At 71.2% G+C, this 16,370-nt stretch carries 14 protein-coding genes; 2 read left to right on the top strand and 12 right to left on the bottom strand.

Annotated features, from left to right (window positions below; genetic code table 11):
* Positions 1–124: 124 nt before the first annotated feature.
* The 7 genes from CM1CMNOD_RS14110 to CM1CMNOD_RS21845 all read right to left on the bottom strand — a co-directional run bounded on the left by CM1CMNOD_RS14110 (position 125) and on the right by CM1CMNOD_RS21845 (position 9,033).
* Positions 125–532, bottom strand: a complete 408-nt coding sequence (locus CM1CMNOD_RS14110; RefSeq protein WP_013874272.1) for an acyl-CoA carboxylase epsilon subunit — start codon at positions 530–532, stop codon at positions 125–127.
* 192 nt (positions 533–724) lie between these two features.
* Positions 725–2,308, bottom strand: coding sequence for an acyl-CoA carboxylase subunit beta (locus CM1CMNOD_RS14115; protein WP_431307091.1), 1,584 nt, complete (start codon positions 2,306–2,308; stop codon positions 725–727).
* Between the two features lie 937 nt (positions 2,309–3,245).
* Positions 3,246–4,940 (bottom strand): hypothetical protein, encoded by a 1,695-nt coding sequence (locus CM1CMNOD_RS14120; RefSeq protein WP_131774022.1) that lies wholly within the window; start codon positions 4,938–4,940, stop codon positions 3,246–3,248.
* 132 nt (positions 4,941–5,072) lie between these two features.
* On the bottom strand, positions 5,073–6,077 hold the full coding sequence (locus CM1CMNOD_RS14125) for a hypothetical protein (protein ID WP_131774023.1): 1,005 nt from the start codon (positions 6,075–6,077) through the stop codon (positions 5,073–5,075).
* 680 nt (positions 6,078–6,757) lie between these two features.
* A complete protein-coding gene (locus CM1CMNOD_RS14130; protein WP_013874276.1) occupies positions 6,758–7,780 on the bottom strand; it encodes an RluA family pseudouridine synthase in 1,023 nt (340 codons plus the stop codon).
* A complete protein-coding gene (locus CM1CMNOD_RS14135) occupies positions 7,770–8,510 on the bottom strand; it encodes a signal peptidase II (protein WP_013874277.1) in 741 nt (246 codons plus the stop codon). Before CM1CMNOD_RS14135 ends, CM1CMNOD_RS14130 begins: the two co-directional genes overlap by 11 nt.
* 376 nt (positions 8,511–8,886) lie before the next feature.
* Entirely contained in the window at positions 8,887–9,033 is a 147-nt protein-coding gene (locus CM1CMNOD_RS21845; RefSeq protein ID WP_157180394.1) for a hypothetical protein, read from the bottom strand.
* Between the two features lie 117 nt (positions 9,034–9,150).
* Between CM1CMNOD_RS21845 and ileS the strand changes: the two genes are divergently transcribed.
* Positions 9,151–12,513 (top strand): isoleucine--tRNA ligase, encoded by a 3,363-nt coding sequence (gene ileS, locus CM1CMNOD_RS14140; protein ID WP_013874278.1) that lies wholly within the window; start codon positions 9,151–9,153, stop codon positions 12,511–12,513.
* 58 nt (positions 12,514–12,571) lie between these two features.
* On the opposite strand, the gene CM1CMNOD_RS14145 is transcribed toward ileS, so the two are convergent.
* Complete coding sequence (locus CM1CMNOD_RS14145) at positions 12,572–12,751, bottom strand: hypothetical protein (protein ID WP_013874279.1); 180 nt, start codon at positions 12,749–12,751, stop codon at positions 12,572–12,574.
* A 321-nt stretch (positions 12,752–13,072) separates the two neighbouring features.
* Here CM1CMNOD_RS14145 and CM1CMNOD_RS21850 point away from each other — a divergent pair, with 321 nt between their 5' ends.
* Positions 13,073–13,309, top strand: a complete 237-nt coding sequence (locus CM1CMNOD_RS21850; RefSeq protein ID WP_157491029.1) for a hypothetical protein — start codon at positions 13,073–13,075, stop codon at positions 13,307–13,309.
* A gap of 188 nt (positions 13,310–13,497) precedes the next feature.
* On the opposite strand, the gene CM1CMNOD_RS14150 is transcribed toward CM1CMNOD_RS21850, so the two are convergent.
* From CM1CMNOD_RS14150 to CM1CMNOD_RS14165, 4 genes are all read right to left on the bottom strand, one after another.
* Positions 13,498–14,466: a DivIVA domain-containing protein gene (locus tag CM1CMNOD_RS14150; protein ID WP_013874281.1), complete on the bottom strand. Its 969-nt coding sequence runs from the start codon at positions 14,464–14,466 to the stop codon at positions 13,498–13,500.
* A gap of 90 nt (positions 14,467–14,556) precedes the next feature.
* Positions 14,557–14,823: a YggT family protein gene (locus tag CM1CMNOD_RS14155; protein ID WP_013874282.1), complete on the bottom strand. Its 267-nt coding sequence runs from the start codon at positions 14,821–14,823 to the stop codon at positions 14,557–14,559.
* A 72-nt stretch (positions 14,824–14,895) separates the two neighbouring features.
* Positions 14,896–15,432, bottom strand: a complete 537-nt coding sequence (locus CM1CMNOD_RS14160) for a cell division protein SepF (protein ID WP_013874283.1) — start codon at positions 15,430–15,432, stop codon at positions 14,896–14,898.
* 10 nt (positions 15,433–15,442) lie between these two features.
* A partial coding sequence (locus tag CM1CMNOD_RS14165) for a YggS family pyridoxal phosphate enzyme (RefSeq protein ID WP_431607659.1) occupies positions 15,443–16,370 on the bottom strand: 928 nt, incomplete at its 5' end.

A 16,370-nucleotide genomic window follows, 5' to 3' on the forward strand; every position in this document is an offset into this window, starting at 1 on the left:
GTCTGCCCCGCCCCGAAGGCCGGTGCCTGTGAAACCTGCGCGCCGAGGGCTTCCGCACGGGCAACTTCCGCACGGGAAACTTTCGTGTCGGGGCGGTGGACCGTGGCTGTACCGGGGATCCGGGTCATCTCGGGGTTCTCCCTTCCGATCGGTTGGCGGGTGCGCCGCTGAGGTGGCCGGCGGCCGCGCCGCGGCGGCCGGGCACGGGCGGCCCGGTTACCACGCGCGGGCCGGGCCCCCAGGCACCGGGCACCGTGCGCGCTACGACAGGCTGCTCGTTGGACCATGGCCGCTCCCGGCTCGCGGGTCTGGCCGGGGCCGCCGCGGCGGCGGCCGTCACCGCCCGCAGCGCGATCAGGACGGCGGCGAGTTCCTCGCTGGTGGGGCGACCCCGGGTCACGGCGATCGTCGCGGCTGCCGGCTCGTCCGCCGTGTCGGGCAGCGGCGGCCGTGGCGGGACGGTGACCGCCCCCGCCGGCGGGATCCGGACCCCGGACGGTTCCGCGCGCAGGCTCCGCGGACTCTGTGGCACCGTCACTCCTCCCTGCTCCCAGTCCCTGGTCCCGCCGGTCCTGCTGCCGCTTCGCCGTCGGTTTCGTCGCCTGTCCCGCCGTTCCGGAACAGCGTCCGCGGCCGGCTCTCCCGGCCGATGCCCCGGGACGGCTCCGCCGGCGGACGGGGCAACGCCACCGGCCGTCCGGCGTCCCATCGGCGGTGCGGACGTCTACAGCGGCTCGTTGGGGTGTTTGCGAATCTGCTGTACGTGCCGCTTGGTCCGCAGAAAGGCCAGCCCACGGACGATCATCCGGCGGGTGTCGGCCGGGTCGATGACGTCGTCGACATGACCCCGCTCGGCGGCGGCATAGGGATGCAGCAGCGCGTCGCTGTACTTCTTCGTGAGTTCCGCGCGCAGCTGGTCGGGGTCGTCCGCCGCCGCCAGCTCCTTGCGAAATATGATGTTCGCGGCCCCTTCCGCGCCCATGACCGCGGTCTGGTTGACCGGCCACGCGAACGACAGGTCGGAGCCGATCGATTTGGAGTCCATGACGATGTAGGCGCCGCCGAACGCCTTGCGAAGAATAACCTGAATCCGCGGCACGGTCGCCTCGCAATAGGCGTACAAAAGCTTGGCGCCCCGACGGATGATGGCATTGTGCTCCTGGTCGACCCCGGGCAGGAAACCAGGTACGTCGACCAGCGTGACCAGCGGGATATTGTACGCGTCACACATACGGACGAATCGCGCCGCTTTCTCCGAGGCGTCGATGTCGAGCACGCCGGCCAGCACCATCGGCTGGTTCCCCACTATCCCGACGACCCGCCCGTCGAACCGGGCCAGGACGCACACGATGTTGCGGGCCCAGTGCGCCTGCACCTCCAGGTACTCGCCGTCGTCCACGATCTCCTCGATGACGGCCCGGATGTCGTACGGCGTCCGCTCGTTCGGCGGCACGATCCGCAGCAGCTCCGGGCACCGGCGGTCGGGGTCGTCGGACGACGCGACCACCGGCGGTGCCTCGTTGTTGTTCGACGGCAGGAAGGAGAGCAGGTAGCGGACCTCGTCCAGGCAGGTCTCCTCGTCGTCGGCGAGGAAACTCGCGACACCGGTGCGTTCGGCATGGACCTGCGCTCCGCCGAGTTCGGCCTGGGAGACGTCCTCACCGGTCACCGAGCGCACGACATCCGGCCCGGTGATGAACATGTTCGCGGTGTCGCGGGTCATGAAGATGAAGTCCGTCAGTGCCGGGGAGTACACCGCGCCACCGGCGCAGGACCCAAGAACGACACTGATCTGGGGGACGACCCCGGAAAGACGGACGTTACGCGCGAAAAGCCCACCGAAACCGGCGAGCGCCGCGACACCCTCCTGGATCCGCGCGCCACCGCCGTCGTTGAGGCCGATGACCGGCGCGCCGATCGACTCGGCCAGGTCCAGCACCTGGTGGATCTTTGCTGCGAACGTCTCGCCGAGCGCGCCGCCGCGGACCCGGGCGTCATGCGCGAAGACAACCACGCTGCGACCGTCCACCGTGCCGAATCCGGTGACCACCCCGTCGCCGGAGGGGTGGGAACGCTCCATTCCGAAACCGGTGGCCCGGTGCTGGGCGAACAGGTCGAGTTCGGTGAAGGAATCCGCGTCCAGCAGCTGCTCGATGCGTTCGCGGGCGGTGAGCTTGCCGCGGGCGTGGTGCCGCCGGGTGGCTTCCGGATCGTCTCCCTGTTCGGCGAGCAGCCGTCGCCGGGCAAGAAGCGCGGTGTGCTGCTCGAGGGTCAGCGGCTCGCTTTCCCGGGCTGCCTCCAACGAAATCCCGTCGGAGTCCTGGGAGATCGGCCGCCGGTTTCCCTGGTCGGGGATGAGCTGGTTGGGAAGGGCCCAGTACGCCGCGGGTTCGACAGTGCTTTCTTCGCCGTCCGGACTGTTGTGCAGGACTGAAACCACCAGCGATCCCTCCTTCTGGTAACCCGGTGGCCCGGGCCTCCCGACGTCGCGGAAGAAACGTGACCTCGCGGCCTCCGATCTTCCCGGGTGGCCGCTGTACCGAGCTTGGGCGATCGCACTGGGAAAAATTCTTGAGAGATCCTTGAATCGAGCCGAATTTCCTCGTGCAAGTGACATTGATCACAAGCGCAAGTATCAGCTGTCGCGATACGGACATGATTGGCCCGTCGCGTGGAATCGTATTCGTACGGAGCGTACACGACGGCAGGCCGAAATGTCGCCGGCCGGACAGCGGCCATATCGCGTATATTGCTGCCCGAAATATTGTGGCTGTTACCCTCGCGTACCCGCCTCGCCCCGGCCGGGCCACGCGTGCCGGCATCGACACGCGCCACGGCCGCCGGTCCGGCCCCGGCGGCCGTCGACGGCCCGCTCCGGTCGGCACTCACTCCGGTCGGCACTCACTCCGGTCGACGGAGCGTGGTGGCGGAGCGCACGGCAGCAGCCTGGCGCCAGGCGAGGCACCGGCACGGCACCCGGCCCGGATACGGCTGGCAGCACGGCGCACCTGCCACGGCCGGGCCACCGCACAACAGCGACCCGGCCACAACAGGGCACGCCAGCGGTACGGGCAACGAGCACGCCAGCGGCCCCAGGTACGAAGCCCGGGCCCGGACACGGGCCCGACAAGCCTGGGCAACGGGCATGCCGGCAGCCCGGCGTCAGCGGCGCGCCAGAACAGCGCCCGGCCCGGACGCCGTGTCACCGCTCAGCGTCGCGACATCCGTCGCCGCGATCCGTGTCCTCATGGGCGCACCAGAACAGCGTCCGGCTCGGACGCTGTGAGCGTGACCCTGCCCGACCAGGTCAGCGACCCGGGCGCGGGCAGCCCGTCGGCATCCAGCATGATCGCCCGTTCGACGCCGGTGACCGTCACCGTCGAGCCCGGGTCGACCACACCAGCCGGGGCCCGCAACACCTCGAGCGTGGCGATGTCGGCGAGCTTCGTGCCCGGGGGCAGCTCCACCGCGGTGGCGACCGCGCCGTCCTGCTGCACGGACCAACCAGAGATCATGTGGTCCGATCGGTAGAGGACGTCCGGATCACCCGCGAGCCGGACCCCGACCGTGGTGCCGACCCAGGCCAGGGCCGGCGCGACCGAGGCGACCGGAACGACCGGAACGGAGGTGGTCTTGCGGATCACGATGTACAGGTAGTTCCGCAGGTCGGACAGTGCGGGTGTGTACGCGGACGCCACCGGCTCGATCTTCTCCTCGCGGCGCGCCTCGGCCGCGGACAGCTGGTAGGTCCACCCCGCGGCGTCCATCATCTGTTCCCGCGCCTCGCCCGCGGCAAGCTCGTGATCGGCGGCGAGGAAGAACCGCATACCGCCGGCGCCACCTCCGGCTCCGGCTCCGGCTCCGGCGATCACGGCACACACCATGTTGTTGCCCGTGCACGTCCGCAGCACGGGATGGCCGTTCTCATAGCGGCCGGTGAACGGCAGCGTCACATGGTTGGGGCCCTGATAGACCGCCGACCCCGGCACCACGGACCCGGCCGCGTCGAACTCGACCCGGTACACCCACTCGATGTCGGTCTGGCGTCCCCAGCGTGCCTGCAGGTACCCGGGATCGTCACCGGTGCCGCCGTCCTCGTTGCTGAACATGACACTGTACTCCAGCACCGTGTGGCCCGGCCGGCCGGCCACCGGCGCCTGGGTGTGCCAGGCGAGCAGCGGGGTGTCGGTGTGATTGTTCTGGAAGAACCCACCGGACTCCGGCAGTGACCGTCCGTAGAGGATCGGAGCGTACGCGAGCGGATCCGGCGCTCCGGGCGTCATAGGTGCCACCGCCGACACCGACAGCTCATCGATCACCACCGTCCGCGCGCCGGCGCTGGACGCCTGCCCGTCCAGCGTGATCGTGAGGGTGTGGGCGCCGGCCCGCAGCCGCCCGAGCTGAACCCGCCTGGTGATCGGATGCGCGGCGGGCACGACGAGGTCGGTCGCGGGCGTGCCGTCCACTGTGATCGCGAGCACCGCGGACTCCGCGCCCGGGACCGCCCAGTCGACCCCGGGGGCCCGGGTGGTGACCTCCGCCACCCCCTCGCCGTCATGCCGCGCCTGGACGATCAACGAGTACGGGGCGCTCCCGCGCTCCAGCGTGACCGGTGTCTGCGCGACGGCGTCGGAGCCGGCGTCGAGAGCACGGTCAGCGGAGCTGATGTCGAGAGCACGGTCAGCCCGGGCTGCGAGGCCGGCGGTGCCGGTATCCGGGCGGGCGGCGCCGGATCTCGCCGCGGCGGTGCCGGCGCCAGCCGCGGCGGTGTCGGCGACCTGGGTGGCATGGGCCACCCGGGCGGCCCCGTCGGCTACCCCGGCCCCACCGGCGGCGTCATGCTCCGGCGTATCCGCGATCAGTACGGCGACGAGGAGCGCGAGAACGGCCCGTGCCCACCACGTCCGCGCCGCCGTCGTCACCGTTACCGCCGTCGTCACCGCGTCACCGCTGCTCAGCCACCTTCACCGCTGCTCACGTCGCCCGCCCGGCCACCGTTCACCGCTGTTCGGGTCAACCACTGCTGCCAGCCACTGTCCAGGTCGCCACTGTCCAGATCACCACTGCTCAGGTCACCGCTGTTCGGGGCGCAGCGGCACGAACACGGCTGGCCCAGCGGGGACATCCGCCGCCGCGACGTCCACCAGCCGGACCGGCTCGGTGTCGGCGAGGGCTGCCAGCCGCCACGCCGGGGCGGCCACGACCGCCCCGTACAGGCAGGCGCAGGAGTCACGGAGCGCCACCGCCTCGTCCGCGGCGCGCTCCCGGGCGTCGGCGTCGCCGATGCCACCCGCATCGGCGGTACCCACATCGACAGCGGCCACGTCGGCCACGTCGGCGGTGTCGGCGGTGTCGGCCTGGGCGGCCGCGGCGCGTGCGAAGGCGGTCCGGATGTCGGCGAGCGGGTCACGGACGTCCGCGGACAGTGCCGTGCCGTCAGGGGGAACCCGGAAGAACACGCGCACGGTCCGCAGGTCCCGGAGCAGGTCGAGGGCCTGCTCCGGCGTCCGGTACCCCGGAAAACTGACGACCCCGTAGGTGTCGGGGTAGGTGTCGGGGTGGCCGCCGGGCAGCTCGTCCCGCCGGGCCGCGGCGGCCAGCCGTGTCCGCGCCGCCGTCAGGCAGCCCGCCACCGCCTCCCGCTGTCCCAGGCCCACCAGAATGGCGGCCGCCGGCATCTCCTCGACCCGCGTGGGGACCGCGATCGGAGCGGGGACGGGGACCGGGCCCGCGACCATGGGCGAGGCGGTGGCAGCGTCGGCGCCAGGGACGACACCGGGGGCGGTGTCAGTGACAGGGGCGCCCGACAGTGCGCGGGCCGGCCCGGCGACCGGATCCACCTGCTGTCTCAGCACGGGTACCGCCATCCGCGGCAGGCCGAGCTGCCCAAGATCACGTCCGCCGGCCGGGCCGCGCGCCAAGGCCGCGATCGCGCTCACTCCGATCACCGAAACTACGCCCAGCACTGTCATCCGCACGCTCCGTTCGATGACGGACCGGCCACGAAGGCCCCGCCGGGCCAGGCCACCAGCGGCGATCGTGTCGGCTGTGCCGGCCGAGCCGACAGCGGTAGCCATGCCGGCTGAGCCACCAGCGGCAGCCATGCCGGCCGGGCCGGCAGCGGCGGCTGTGTCCCGCGGCTCGGCGGTCCCACGCCACGCCGCGCTTCGCCCAGCGGCCACGACAGCTCGGCTTGCAGTAGCGTTGCCGACCGGGTCACGTCCATCACCGTACGATGTAACTCTGTCGCTGCGCGACCTGGTGGACGTGTCATCGTCACCACCATCGCCGCTGGCCGGATCATCCGTGCGTACACCCGGCGTGGCCAGGCTGCCCGTCACCACCCGGCTGCCCGGCACCACCAGGCTGCCCGGCAGCCCATGGACGCCCAGGGCGACAGTTCGCAGACGCGAGGCCCGGGCGGTGAACCCGTCCAGGATTCGGCCCGCGACCGGCAACACACGTTCGTCCAGACGGTCGAGGCCAACGAGCGCACGCCGTGCCGCGCCCACCACGGCCCGTCCCGCCCGTGGCTTCCCCGCATGGCCGGTGGCCCCACCCCCAGCCATGATCGTGATCGGGGCGCTGGCCCTGTCCTGGCCTTCGGCAGCCGTCCGGCCCGTCGCTTCGACCCCGCCCCTGGCCGCTGTCCGGACCCTGGTGAACCGAACCCTGGTGAACCGAACCCTGGTGAACCGGGCTCTGGCGCACCGGCGTCGCACCGCCCGGAACACGATCGTCGGACGACCGGTGACAGTCACGACTGCCGCCGAAGAACGGCTACCGCCTCCGCGAGATCAGGTGGGTCGGGACTGGTGAACGTCACCTTCCGCCCATCCGCGGGATGAGCGAAGGACAGCTGAGCGGCATGCAGCCACTGCCGGGCCAGCCCGAGCCGGCCGGCGAGAACCGGATCAGCGCCGTAGGCGAGATCGCCGACGCAGGGATGCCGCAACGCCGACATGTGCACCCGGATCTGATGGGTCCGCCCGGTCTCCAGACGCACCGACAGCAGCGACGCGGCTCGGAAGGCCTCTTCGGTGTCATAGTGGGTGACGCTGGGTTTTCCACCCGCCACCACGGCAAACAGGCCGGGCTTACGCGGGTGACGGTCGATCGGCGCGTCCACCGTGCCGCTGGACGGATCAGGATGCCCCTGCACCAGAGCACGGTAGATCTTTTCGACCTCGCGGTCCCGGAAAGCCCGTTTCAACGCGGTGTAGGCGCGCTCACTTTTCGCGACGACCATGATGCCTGTCGTGCCGACGTCGAGACGGTGGACAACGCCCTGGCGTTCCGCGGCGCCGCTGGTCGCGACGCGGTAGCCCGCGGCGGCAAGCCCACCGATCACGGTCGGGCCGGTGAAGCCGGGCGCGGGATGGGCAGCCACCCCGATCGGCTTGCTGACCACCACGATGTCGTCATCGTCATGGATCACCAGCAGGCCGGGTACCGGCTCGGCCGCCACCCGGACCGGATTCGGCGGGGGTGGCAGCCGCACGTCGAGCCACTCCCCGGCACCGACCCGGTCGGAGCGGCCGCGTACGGTTCCGTCCACGCTGGCCTGGCCGTCGTCGACGAGCTGGGCCGCGGCCGTCCGGGACAGCCCGAACATCCGCGCGATCACCGCGTCCAGGCGCAGCCCGTCCAGCCCGTCGGGAACCGGGAGCGCACGCCTGTCCCCCACACCGCCCCCTGCCACGGCCACCTGGCCGGTTTCGCCGCCGGCCGCGTCACCGGCTTCGTTACCGGCCGTATTGCCGGTTGCGTTACTGTCCATCGCGGTCGTCGATGTCTGTCGCGGGCCGGCCGTCGGGGCCCGCCGGCCCGTCCGGGTTCGGCTGGCCGTCCCGCGGGGCGGGCTGGCTGTCCAGAGCGGTACCGAAGGCCGCCAGGATGACCGCGACCGCCCCACCGATCACGATCGCCGAGTCGGCGATGTTGAACACCGGCCAGTTGTGCAGGTGGATCCAGTCCACGACGTGCCCGCGCAGCGGCGCCGGCGCGCGGAAGATCCGATCGCTGAGGTTGCCCAGGGCCCCACCGAGCAGCAGGCCGAGCACGACCGCCCACGACAGCGACGTCAGCGTCCGGGCAGTGCGGACGATGATCACGACAACCACCAGGGCGACGATGCTGAACAGTACGGTCGCGCCACCAGCGATACTGAACGCGGCCCCCGGGTTACGCGTCAGCCGTAGGTCGAGTACGCCGGGAAGCAGCTCGATCGGTGCCCGGTCCGACAGGCTCGCCACAGCGGCGATCTTCGTGACCACGTCGATGGCGAGGATCACAAGACCGGCACCGGCCACCGTGGCCACCGCGCGTGGCGACCGGCACACCCGATACGGCTCGCCGCCGGTACGGCTCCCGCTGATGTGGCTCTCCTCATGGGCCGACGACACGTCGAAATCCGGACCAGCGGGATCATCCAGGTCCGGGATGATCCTCCCGTTTTCCACCTCGGCCGTCACATCCCACCGGTCCCGCCCGTGGACGCCCTCTCCCACACCTGCCCCACTCTACGGGCAGCGCCTTCAGACCCGGAACGCACCATGACCGTCGCCCTCGCGCCGCCCCGCGCGCACCTGCCGTGGACGGAGACCCCGGCCGTAGCCGGCCGTAGGTAGAAACCGTCATCCCCACAGCGATTTCTACCTACGGCTTCCACGGCTGTAGGTGGAAATCGTTGCTGCCACAGCGGTTTTCACCTACGGGCCGGCGGCCGGGCCAGGCGGCCACCCGAGCCGGCCGAGGTGGTCGGCCCGGGATCCCGGCTCCGGATGCCGGGGGCCCACCGAATGCTCCGTCCCATCCACTACGCTTGGTACAGCGGACGGCGTTGACGGGACGAGTAGCGGCGGGCGCAGCCAGGGACGACCGGCCTCAGGACGGCGTCCAGCGAGCCGGGGACGGTGCGAGCCCGGCGGCCAGCGCGCTGCGAAGATCACCCCTGAGCCGCCGGGAGAACAGGGCCCGCGCCCCCAGTAGATCCGGCACCGCGCGCGACGAGTGGTCTGTCCGGGCCGCCACACCGGCGTCCCGGGAGGCAAGGAGGGTGGTACCGCGGTGCCACCGCGCCCCGGCGAACGCCGGGTACCGCGGGGTGTCGTCCCTCCGTTGGAGCCCGAACCCGACGGAGATCTGCCCATGCCGACCCGACCCACCGAGCCGAACCAACCCACCGAGCACACCCCGTCCACCCAGCTCACCGGGCATGCCCCAGCCGCCCGGCCAGCCGGGCACGCCCAGCCCGCGCCGGTGTTCCCGCCGCTGTCGACCCAGGTCGACCTGCCCGCCCTCGAACGCGACATGCTCCAGCGCTGGAAGGACCTGAAGGTCTTCGAGCGCTCCCTGGACGCGACCGCCAACGGCCCGCAGTGGGTCTTCTACGAGGGTCCCCCGACCGCCAACGGCAGGCCGGGCACCCATCACGTCGAGGCGCGCGTGTTCAAGGACCTCTTCCCCCGCTTCCGCACGATGCGCGGCTTCCACGTCCCGCGCCGCGCCGGTTGGGACTGTCACGGCCTGCCCGTCGAACTCGCCGTGGAAAAGGAGCTGGGCTTCACCAGCAAGAGCGACATCGAGGACTTCGGCATCGCCGAGTTCAACGCCCGCTGCCGCGAGTCGGTGCTGCGCCACGTCGCCGACTTCTCCCGGATGACCGAGCGGATGGCCTACTGGTGCGATCTGGACAACGCCTACCGCACCATGGACACCCCCTACATCGAGAGCGTCTGGTGGTCGCTCAGGCAGATCTTCGACAGGGGGCTGCTCGTCGAGGATCACCGGGTCACCCCGTACTGCCCACGTGACGAGACACCTCTGTCCGACCACGAGGTCTCCCAGGGGTACGAGGACGTGGTCGACCCGTCGGTGTACGTCCGCTTCCCGGTGACCTCCGGGCCGCTCGCCGAGGCGGGGGTAAGCCTGCTGGTCTGGACGACCACCCCGTGGACGCTGGTGTCGAACACCGCGGTCGCCGTGCATCCGGACGTCACCTACGTGGTCGCCCGGACCTCCGCTGGCGGGCGCGAAGGCGAGCTGGTGCTGGTGGCCGAGCCGCTGCTCGCCGCCGCGGTGGGCCCGGACGCCGAGATCGTCCAGACGGTCCGCGGCGCGCAGCTGGCGGGGGTGACCTATGACCGCCCGTTCGAGCTGCTGCCGGCGGCGGACTTCGCCGCCCCGGCCACGGCCACTGGCCATACCGCCGGCCGGGCTGCCGGCCAGGCCGCGGTGACGGCGGCGGCCGCGCACTCGGTGGTCCTCGCCGACTATGTCACCACGACCGACGGCACCGGGCTGGTCCACCAGGCCCCGGCCTTCGGCGCCGAGGACCTCGCCGTCGCCCGCGCCCACGGGCTGCCCGTGGTCAACCCGGTGGGCCGTGACGGCCGGTTCGTCGCCGGTGTCCCGCTGGTCGGCGGGCTGTTCTTCAAGGACGCGGACGCACCTCTCGTCGACGACCTGCGTGCCCGCGGGGTGCTGTGGCGGGCCGAGGGCTACGCTCACAGCTACCCACACTGCTGGCGCTGCCACACCCCGCTGATCTACTACCCGCTGCCGTCCTGGTACATCCGGACGACCGCGATCGCCGACCGGCTGCTGGCGGAGAACGAGCGCACCGACTGGCACCCCCCGCGGATCAAGCACGGCCGTTACGGGGAGTGGCTACGAGGCAATGTCGACTGGGCGCTGTCGCGTAACCGCTACTGGGGCACGCCGCTGCCGATCTGGCGCTGCACCGCCGACCCGGCGCATCTGACCTGTGTCGGGTCGCTGCTGGAGCTGTCCTCCCTGGCCGGGCGTGACCTGTCCGGGCTCGACCCGCACCGGCCGTTCGTCGACGAGGTCACGATCGCCTGCCCGGACTGCTCGGCGGTGGCGCGCCGGGTCCCGGACGTGATCGACGTCTGGTACGACAGCGGGGCGATGCCGTTCGCCCAGTGGGGCGCGCCGCACCGCAACCGCGAGGAGTTCGCGGCCCAGTACCCGGCGCAGTACATCTGCGAGGCCATCGACCAGACCCGCGGCTGGTTCTACACCCTGATGGCCATCGGGACGCTGGTGTTCGACCGCTCGTCGTACGAGACCGTGCTCTGTCTCGGCCTTCTCCTCGACTCCGAGGGCCGCAAGATGAGCAAGCATCTGGGCAACGTCCTCGACCCGTTCGAGCTGTTCGAACGGCACGGCGCGGACGCAGTGCGCTGGCTGATGCTCGCGGCCGGCTCGCCGTGGTCGGACCGCCGGGTCGGCCACGAGGCGCTTGAGGACATCGTCCGCAAGGTGCTGCTGACCTACTGGAACACCGCGTCGTTCTTCGTCCTGTACGCGAACGCCGCGGGCTGGGCGCCGGGGCGTACGCCCACCGCCGAGCCACCGGCCCGCCCGGTGCTCGACCGGTGGGCGCTCTCCGAACTGCACGCCACGATCATCGAGGTCACCGAGGCGCTGGACGGGTTCGACGCGCTGCGGGCCGGGCGCCGCCTGACCCGCTTCATCGACGAGCTGTCCAACTGGTACGTGCGCCGCTCCCGGCGGCGGTTCTGGGAGGCCGACCCGGACGCTCTGGAGACCCTCTACACCTGCCTGGACGGCCTGACCCGGCTGCTGGCCCCCTTCATCCCGTTCCTCACCGACACGCTGTGGTCGAAGCTGGCCGCCGGTGTGCGGGCGGACGCCCCGGACTCGGTCCACCTCGCCGACTGGCCGACTCCGCGGCCCGATCTCGTGGACGCGGGGCTCGCCACCCGGATGGACCTGGTGCGGCGGGTGGTGGAGCTCGGCCGGGCGGCCCGGGCGGGCAGCGGTGTGCGGACCCGCCAGCCGCTGGCCCGCGCCGTGGTGGCCGCCCCCGAGTTCGCCGGGCTCTCCGCAGACCTGCGCGCCCAGATCGCCGAGGAGCTCAACGTCGCCACCGTCGAGGCCGCGGCGGCCGACGTGGTCGACGTCACAGTGAAACCGAACTTCCGGACGCTGGGCCGTCGGTTCGGCAAGCGGACCCCGGTGATCGCGGCGGCCGTCTCCGCGGCGGGCCGGCCGGTGGACGGCCGGCTCACTGTCGAGGTGGGCGGCGAACGGATCGAGCTCGCCGGTGACGATCTCATCATCTCCGAGACCCCGCGGCAGGGATGGGCCGTGACCTCGGAGTCGGGGCTGTCCGTGGCCCTCGACCTGGAGATCACCCCCGAGCTGCGGCGGGCCGGTGTCGCCCGGGACGTGGTGCGGGTCCTGCAGGAGGCCCGCAAGGCCGCCGGTCTGGACATCACCGACCGGGTCGACGTCCGCTGGACGGCGGACACGCCGCAGACCGCCCAGGCCCTGCGGGAGCACGCGTCCACCGTGGCCGCCGAGGTCCTTGCCGTGACGTTCGCCGAGGGCGCCGGCCCCACCGGCCAGCACGCGGGCCAGAACACGGAGCAGGGCACGGACGAGGCCGGCCAGCACGCGCCGGATCTCGGGCTGACGTTCTGGCTGCGACCGGCGAGGGGCACGGCGGGCACAGCCGGCTGACAGGTCGCGGGCAGGAGCCGCGGGCAGGCTTCGCCGGGAGTGTTTCAGGCCGGGAGACTCAGTGGGTGTCCCGGCCTGCCGGCGGGCGTCGGGACGGTCTGCGCGCTCCCAGCGGCAGCAGTGCCGCCGCCAGCAGGCCGATCACGATCGAGGCATAGACGAAACCGGTACTGCCCAGGACCCCCGCGCCCAGCAGCGCGGCCGACAGCAGGACAAGAGCACCGCTGAGAACGGTCATGGCCGGACGGTGGTCATGACTGACATCACCGGAACGAATTTCGTGGAACGGACATTGTGGATCCGGAGGTTCACATGACCGGTACACCGGGATGATGGATGCATCCAGCGCCTTTTCCGATATTTTCTAATATTTTCTGACGATCTCCTGTCGGTTCCCGGCGGCCCGTCACGGCTCCTGGCCAGGCTGCTACCGACGGGACGACGGAAAATGCGACGTCCCCCGGCCTGAAAAACTGGCGTCCGCGCGGGCGGAACGGGCAACCGGTGTCCAGAAGCCGATTTTCCCCTCGGTGGCCGGCCCTCTGGTGACAACCCAGCGGTGACAACCCGGCGGTGGCGGCACGGAAACACCGGCTCCGCGGGACAGGCCCACCGGGGAGTGGTCCACAAGGTAGCGGTCCACAAGGTAGCGGTCCGCCAGTCGCTGGTCCGCCAGGGGACGGTCCATGACACCGTGGCCGGGCGTCCCGTCGGCGACGACGCGGCAGGTGGTGTCGTCGGGGTACCAGCCCCCGCACAGGTGAGGATCTACCAGGCGGGCCTGCGCACCCGATGACCTGAGTCAGGCTGGCAGAACCCCGGCAACGTCGAACCCCAGGATCTCGGGAACTCCAGAATCTGGGGAACTCCGGGCCCTGAAAACCGCCAGGGCCGGGGAACTCCAAGAGCCTGCGGCCCCCTGGACACACCCTGCAACCGGGCGCGCGCTGCCACACCGCGGCACCACCGTGGGCCTGCGGGCTCCTAGAAGTCCTGCAACCCGGAAGGGTCCCGACGGGCGGCTGCCTCCACGTCGGGTGCGCGTACCCCGCCGTTGTCGTTCCCGCGTGCCATCGCGCCCGCGCCCAGGGGCGAAGCGGTCGGGAAGGGCGAGGACTGGGCGGATGCCCCTGCCGGCGAGTTGGCGCTGATCCCGACCGGCGGAGGCGGCGGAGGCGGGGAACCGGTGCCGGGGTTCAGCGGCGGACGAGACGGCCCACCGGACCCGACGGCCGGCTGTGTTGGCATGCCGTCCAGGTCGCGCAACTGCATCTCCAGGTAGGCGCGCAGCCTGGTCCGGTACTCGCGCTCGAAGGCCCGCAGCTGTTCGACCTGGCCTTCCAGGCGACGCTTGTCGTCCTCCAGGCCACCGAGCTGTTCGGCGACGTGCGCGCGGGCCTCACCGATGATGCGGTCGGCATCGGCACGGGCTTCGCGGCGGGCCCGCTCCGACTCGTTACGGGCCTCTCGCAGCGCCTCGTCCGCAGTGCGCTGGGCGAGCACGAGGGTACGGGCCACGCGCTGTTCGATCTCGGCGTCCAGCTGGCTGTTGCCGGTGCGGGCCGGGGCCGCGCCCGCCGGGGACACGGCCGGGATGACCGTGGTCGCCGCCGCCGGCTGCGCGGCGGGACGTTCGCGGGCCGCCGCCTGCGCGGCCTGCACCGCCTGGGCTGTCTGTGCCTGCGCCTGTGCGACCTGGCGCCGGGTTTCCTCCAGCTGCCTGCGCAGCTGCTGGTTTTCCTCCAGCACCTGAGCGGGTACACCGGAACCACCGCCGCCCGTGCGGCGGGCTTCGTCAAGTTGCCGGCGTAGGTCGGTGTTCTCGTCCAACAGGCGGGTGAGCTCGCTCTCGACGTCGTCGAGGAAAGCGTCAACCTCGTCCTCGTTGTAGCCGGTGCGGAACCGGGTTGGACTGAAGACCTTGTTCTGTACGTCCTGCGGTGTCAGAGCCACGTCGCCTCCTCATGATGCGGCATCGCCGTTCCCCGGAGAGGGCGGTCCAGCGGCAGTCTGCCGCGCGCATTCGCCACGTGCGCGACTTCGTCACAGCCCATCCGCGAGTCTCCGCAAGACCCAGATCACAACTAAGATCAATAAAAATCCGAGGTCAAATGCCACGTTACCGACCCGAAGGGGTGGGACGAACCGCCGCACGAATCTCAGCGGGGGATCGGTGACGGTGTACACGGACTCAAAGACTAGTACGAGGACTCCAGTGGGACGAAAAGTACGGCTCAGGGAGACCACTAGATCTATCACTACGCGAGCGAACAGCAACAGTAGGTAGACCAGCAGGAGCGCGGAGATCACGTCACCCAGTGTGCTGATGGCGAGCTCTCCTGTACCTGCGGGGACCTATGTCCGGTAACAGCTGAAATATGATCATGACTGGTTGTAGAAGCCACCCTCACGGATGCGCCGCTTGTCGGTCTCGGTGACCTCGATGTTGTGCGGCGAGAGCAGGAACACCTTGTTGGTGACCTTCTCGATCGATCCGCGCAGGCCGAACACCAAGCCGGCGGCGAAGTCGACCAGCCGCTTGGCGTCAACATCGTCCATCTCGGTCAGATTCATGATAACCGGAGTCCCGTCGCGGAACTCCTCGCCTATCTGCCGCGCCTCATTGTAGCTTCGCGGTTGCAGAGTGGTGATCCGGTACGCTGATGGCTCCTCGATCGCCGACGGTCGGCGCATCGGCACCGGACCGGTTGGCCGGAGCTGTTCCACCGGGGGACGTCTCGGCATCGCAGGCGGCTCCTCACGCGCATCTATCCGACGGACCGACCGCTCGGCGGGCACAGGCTCACCGACATCGCGACGATCGTCACGACCGGCGTCGTCGTACTCGTCTTCCTCGAGGTAGTTTTCATCCTCCTCGGCCAGACCGAGGTAGACCATCGCCCTGCGCGCCACACCCATGAGCGCGACTCTAAGGGACAGCGCGCCGTGGACCGAACAAAGCCGTCCCGATGCGAAGGTGTGTCGCGCCTTCGGCCACCGCGTCGGGGAAGTCCGCCGACATGCCGGCACTGATCACCGACGCCTCCGGGTGCTCTCGACGAAGCATCCACGAAACCTCACGCAGCCGCGCGAAGGCCGGCCGGGCCGGCAGACCACGCGGCGCGACCCCCATCACCCCGGCGAGGACAAGGCCGCGACTGGCGGCCACGAGGTCGCCGAGAGCGAGGACGTCGGCTGGGCGGGCACCACCGCGACCGGTGTCGCACCCGGGCGGGTCCAGCGACACCTGGAGGCACACGACGATCTCCCGGTCGTGCGCGAGAGCCCCGGCGGCCAGCGCGTTCACCAGTGGCGCCCGGTCGACCGACTGCACCCAGCCGGCCCACCGGGCCACCGGGCGGGCCTTGTTGCGCTGGAGTTGGCCGACAAAATGCCAACAGGGCCATGATCCGAAGGACGCTCCGGGGCCGGCTGCCGGCGCGGCCGCCGGATCCGGCCGAGGCGGCTGGCCGTCGTCCCCCTCGGGGGCGGTCTGCGGTGCCGATGGCCGCCACGCGGACGAAACCTCGCTGTCAAGTTCGCGACAGGACTCGTGGGCGACGAGGTACTTTGTCACAGCCGCCACCTTCGCCCGGGCCTCCTGTTCGCGGTTCTCCGCGAAATGCGTGACGCCGGACCCTGCGAGCAGGACGACGTCCGACGCCGGCCAGTTCTTGCTCACTGCGATGAGGGTGAGCTCGTCGGCCTGGCGCCCCGCCGCGGTGGCCGCCGCGGCGATCCGCGCACGGACGTCTGCGAGGTTGCGCCACAGCTCCTCGCGCCGCCGCGCGGCGGCCGGCCCGCTCACCGCCGGCCCGCCCGCTGCCGGTGCCGCCGTCACCGGGCCCGCCCGTACC

Source organism: Protofrankia symbiont of Coriaria myrtifolia (genome assembly GCF_900634755.1).
Classification (GTDB): Bacteria; Actinomycetota; Actinomycetes; order Frankiales; family Frankiaceae; genus Protofrankia; species Protofrankia coriariae.

Excerpts from the sequence above, each read along its gene's own strand:
- CM1CMNOD_RS14125 (WP_131774023.1), bottom strand. The coding sequence starts at position 6,077 with ATGGCTACCGCTGTCGGCTCGGCCGGCACAGCCGACACGATCGCCGCT.
- CM1CMNOD_RS14130 (WP_013874276.1), bottom strand. The coding sequence starts at position 7,780 with ATGGACAGTAACGCAACCGGCAATACGGCCGGTAACGAAGCCGGTGAC.
- ileS (WP_013874278.1), top strand. The coding sequence starts at position 9,151 with ATGCCGACCCGACCCACCGAGCCGAACCAACCCACCGAGCACACCCCG.
- CM1CMNOD_RS14145 (WP_013874279.1), bottom strand. The coding sequence starts at position 12,751 with ATGACCGTTCTCAGCGGTGCTCTTGTCCTGCTGTCGGCCGCGCTGCTG.
- CM1CMNOD_RS14160 (WP_013874283.1), bottom strand. The coding sequence starts at position 15,432 with ATGGGTGTGGCGCGCAGGGCGATGGTCTACCTCGGTCTGGCCGAGGAG.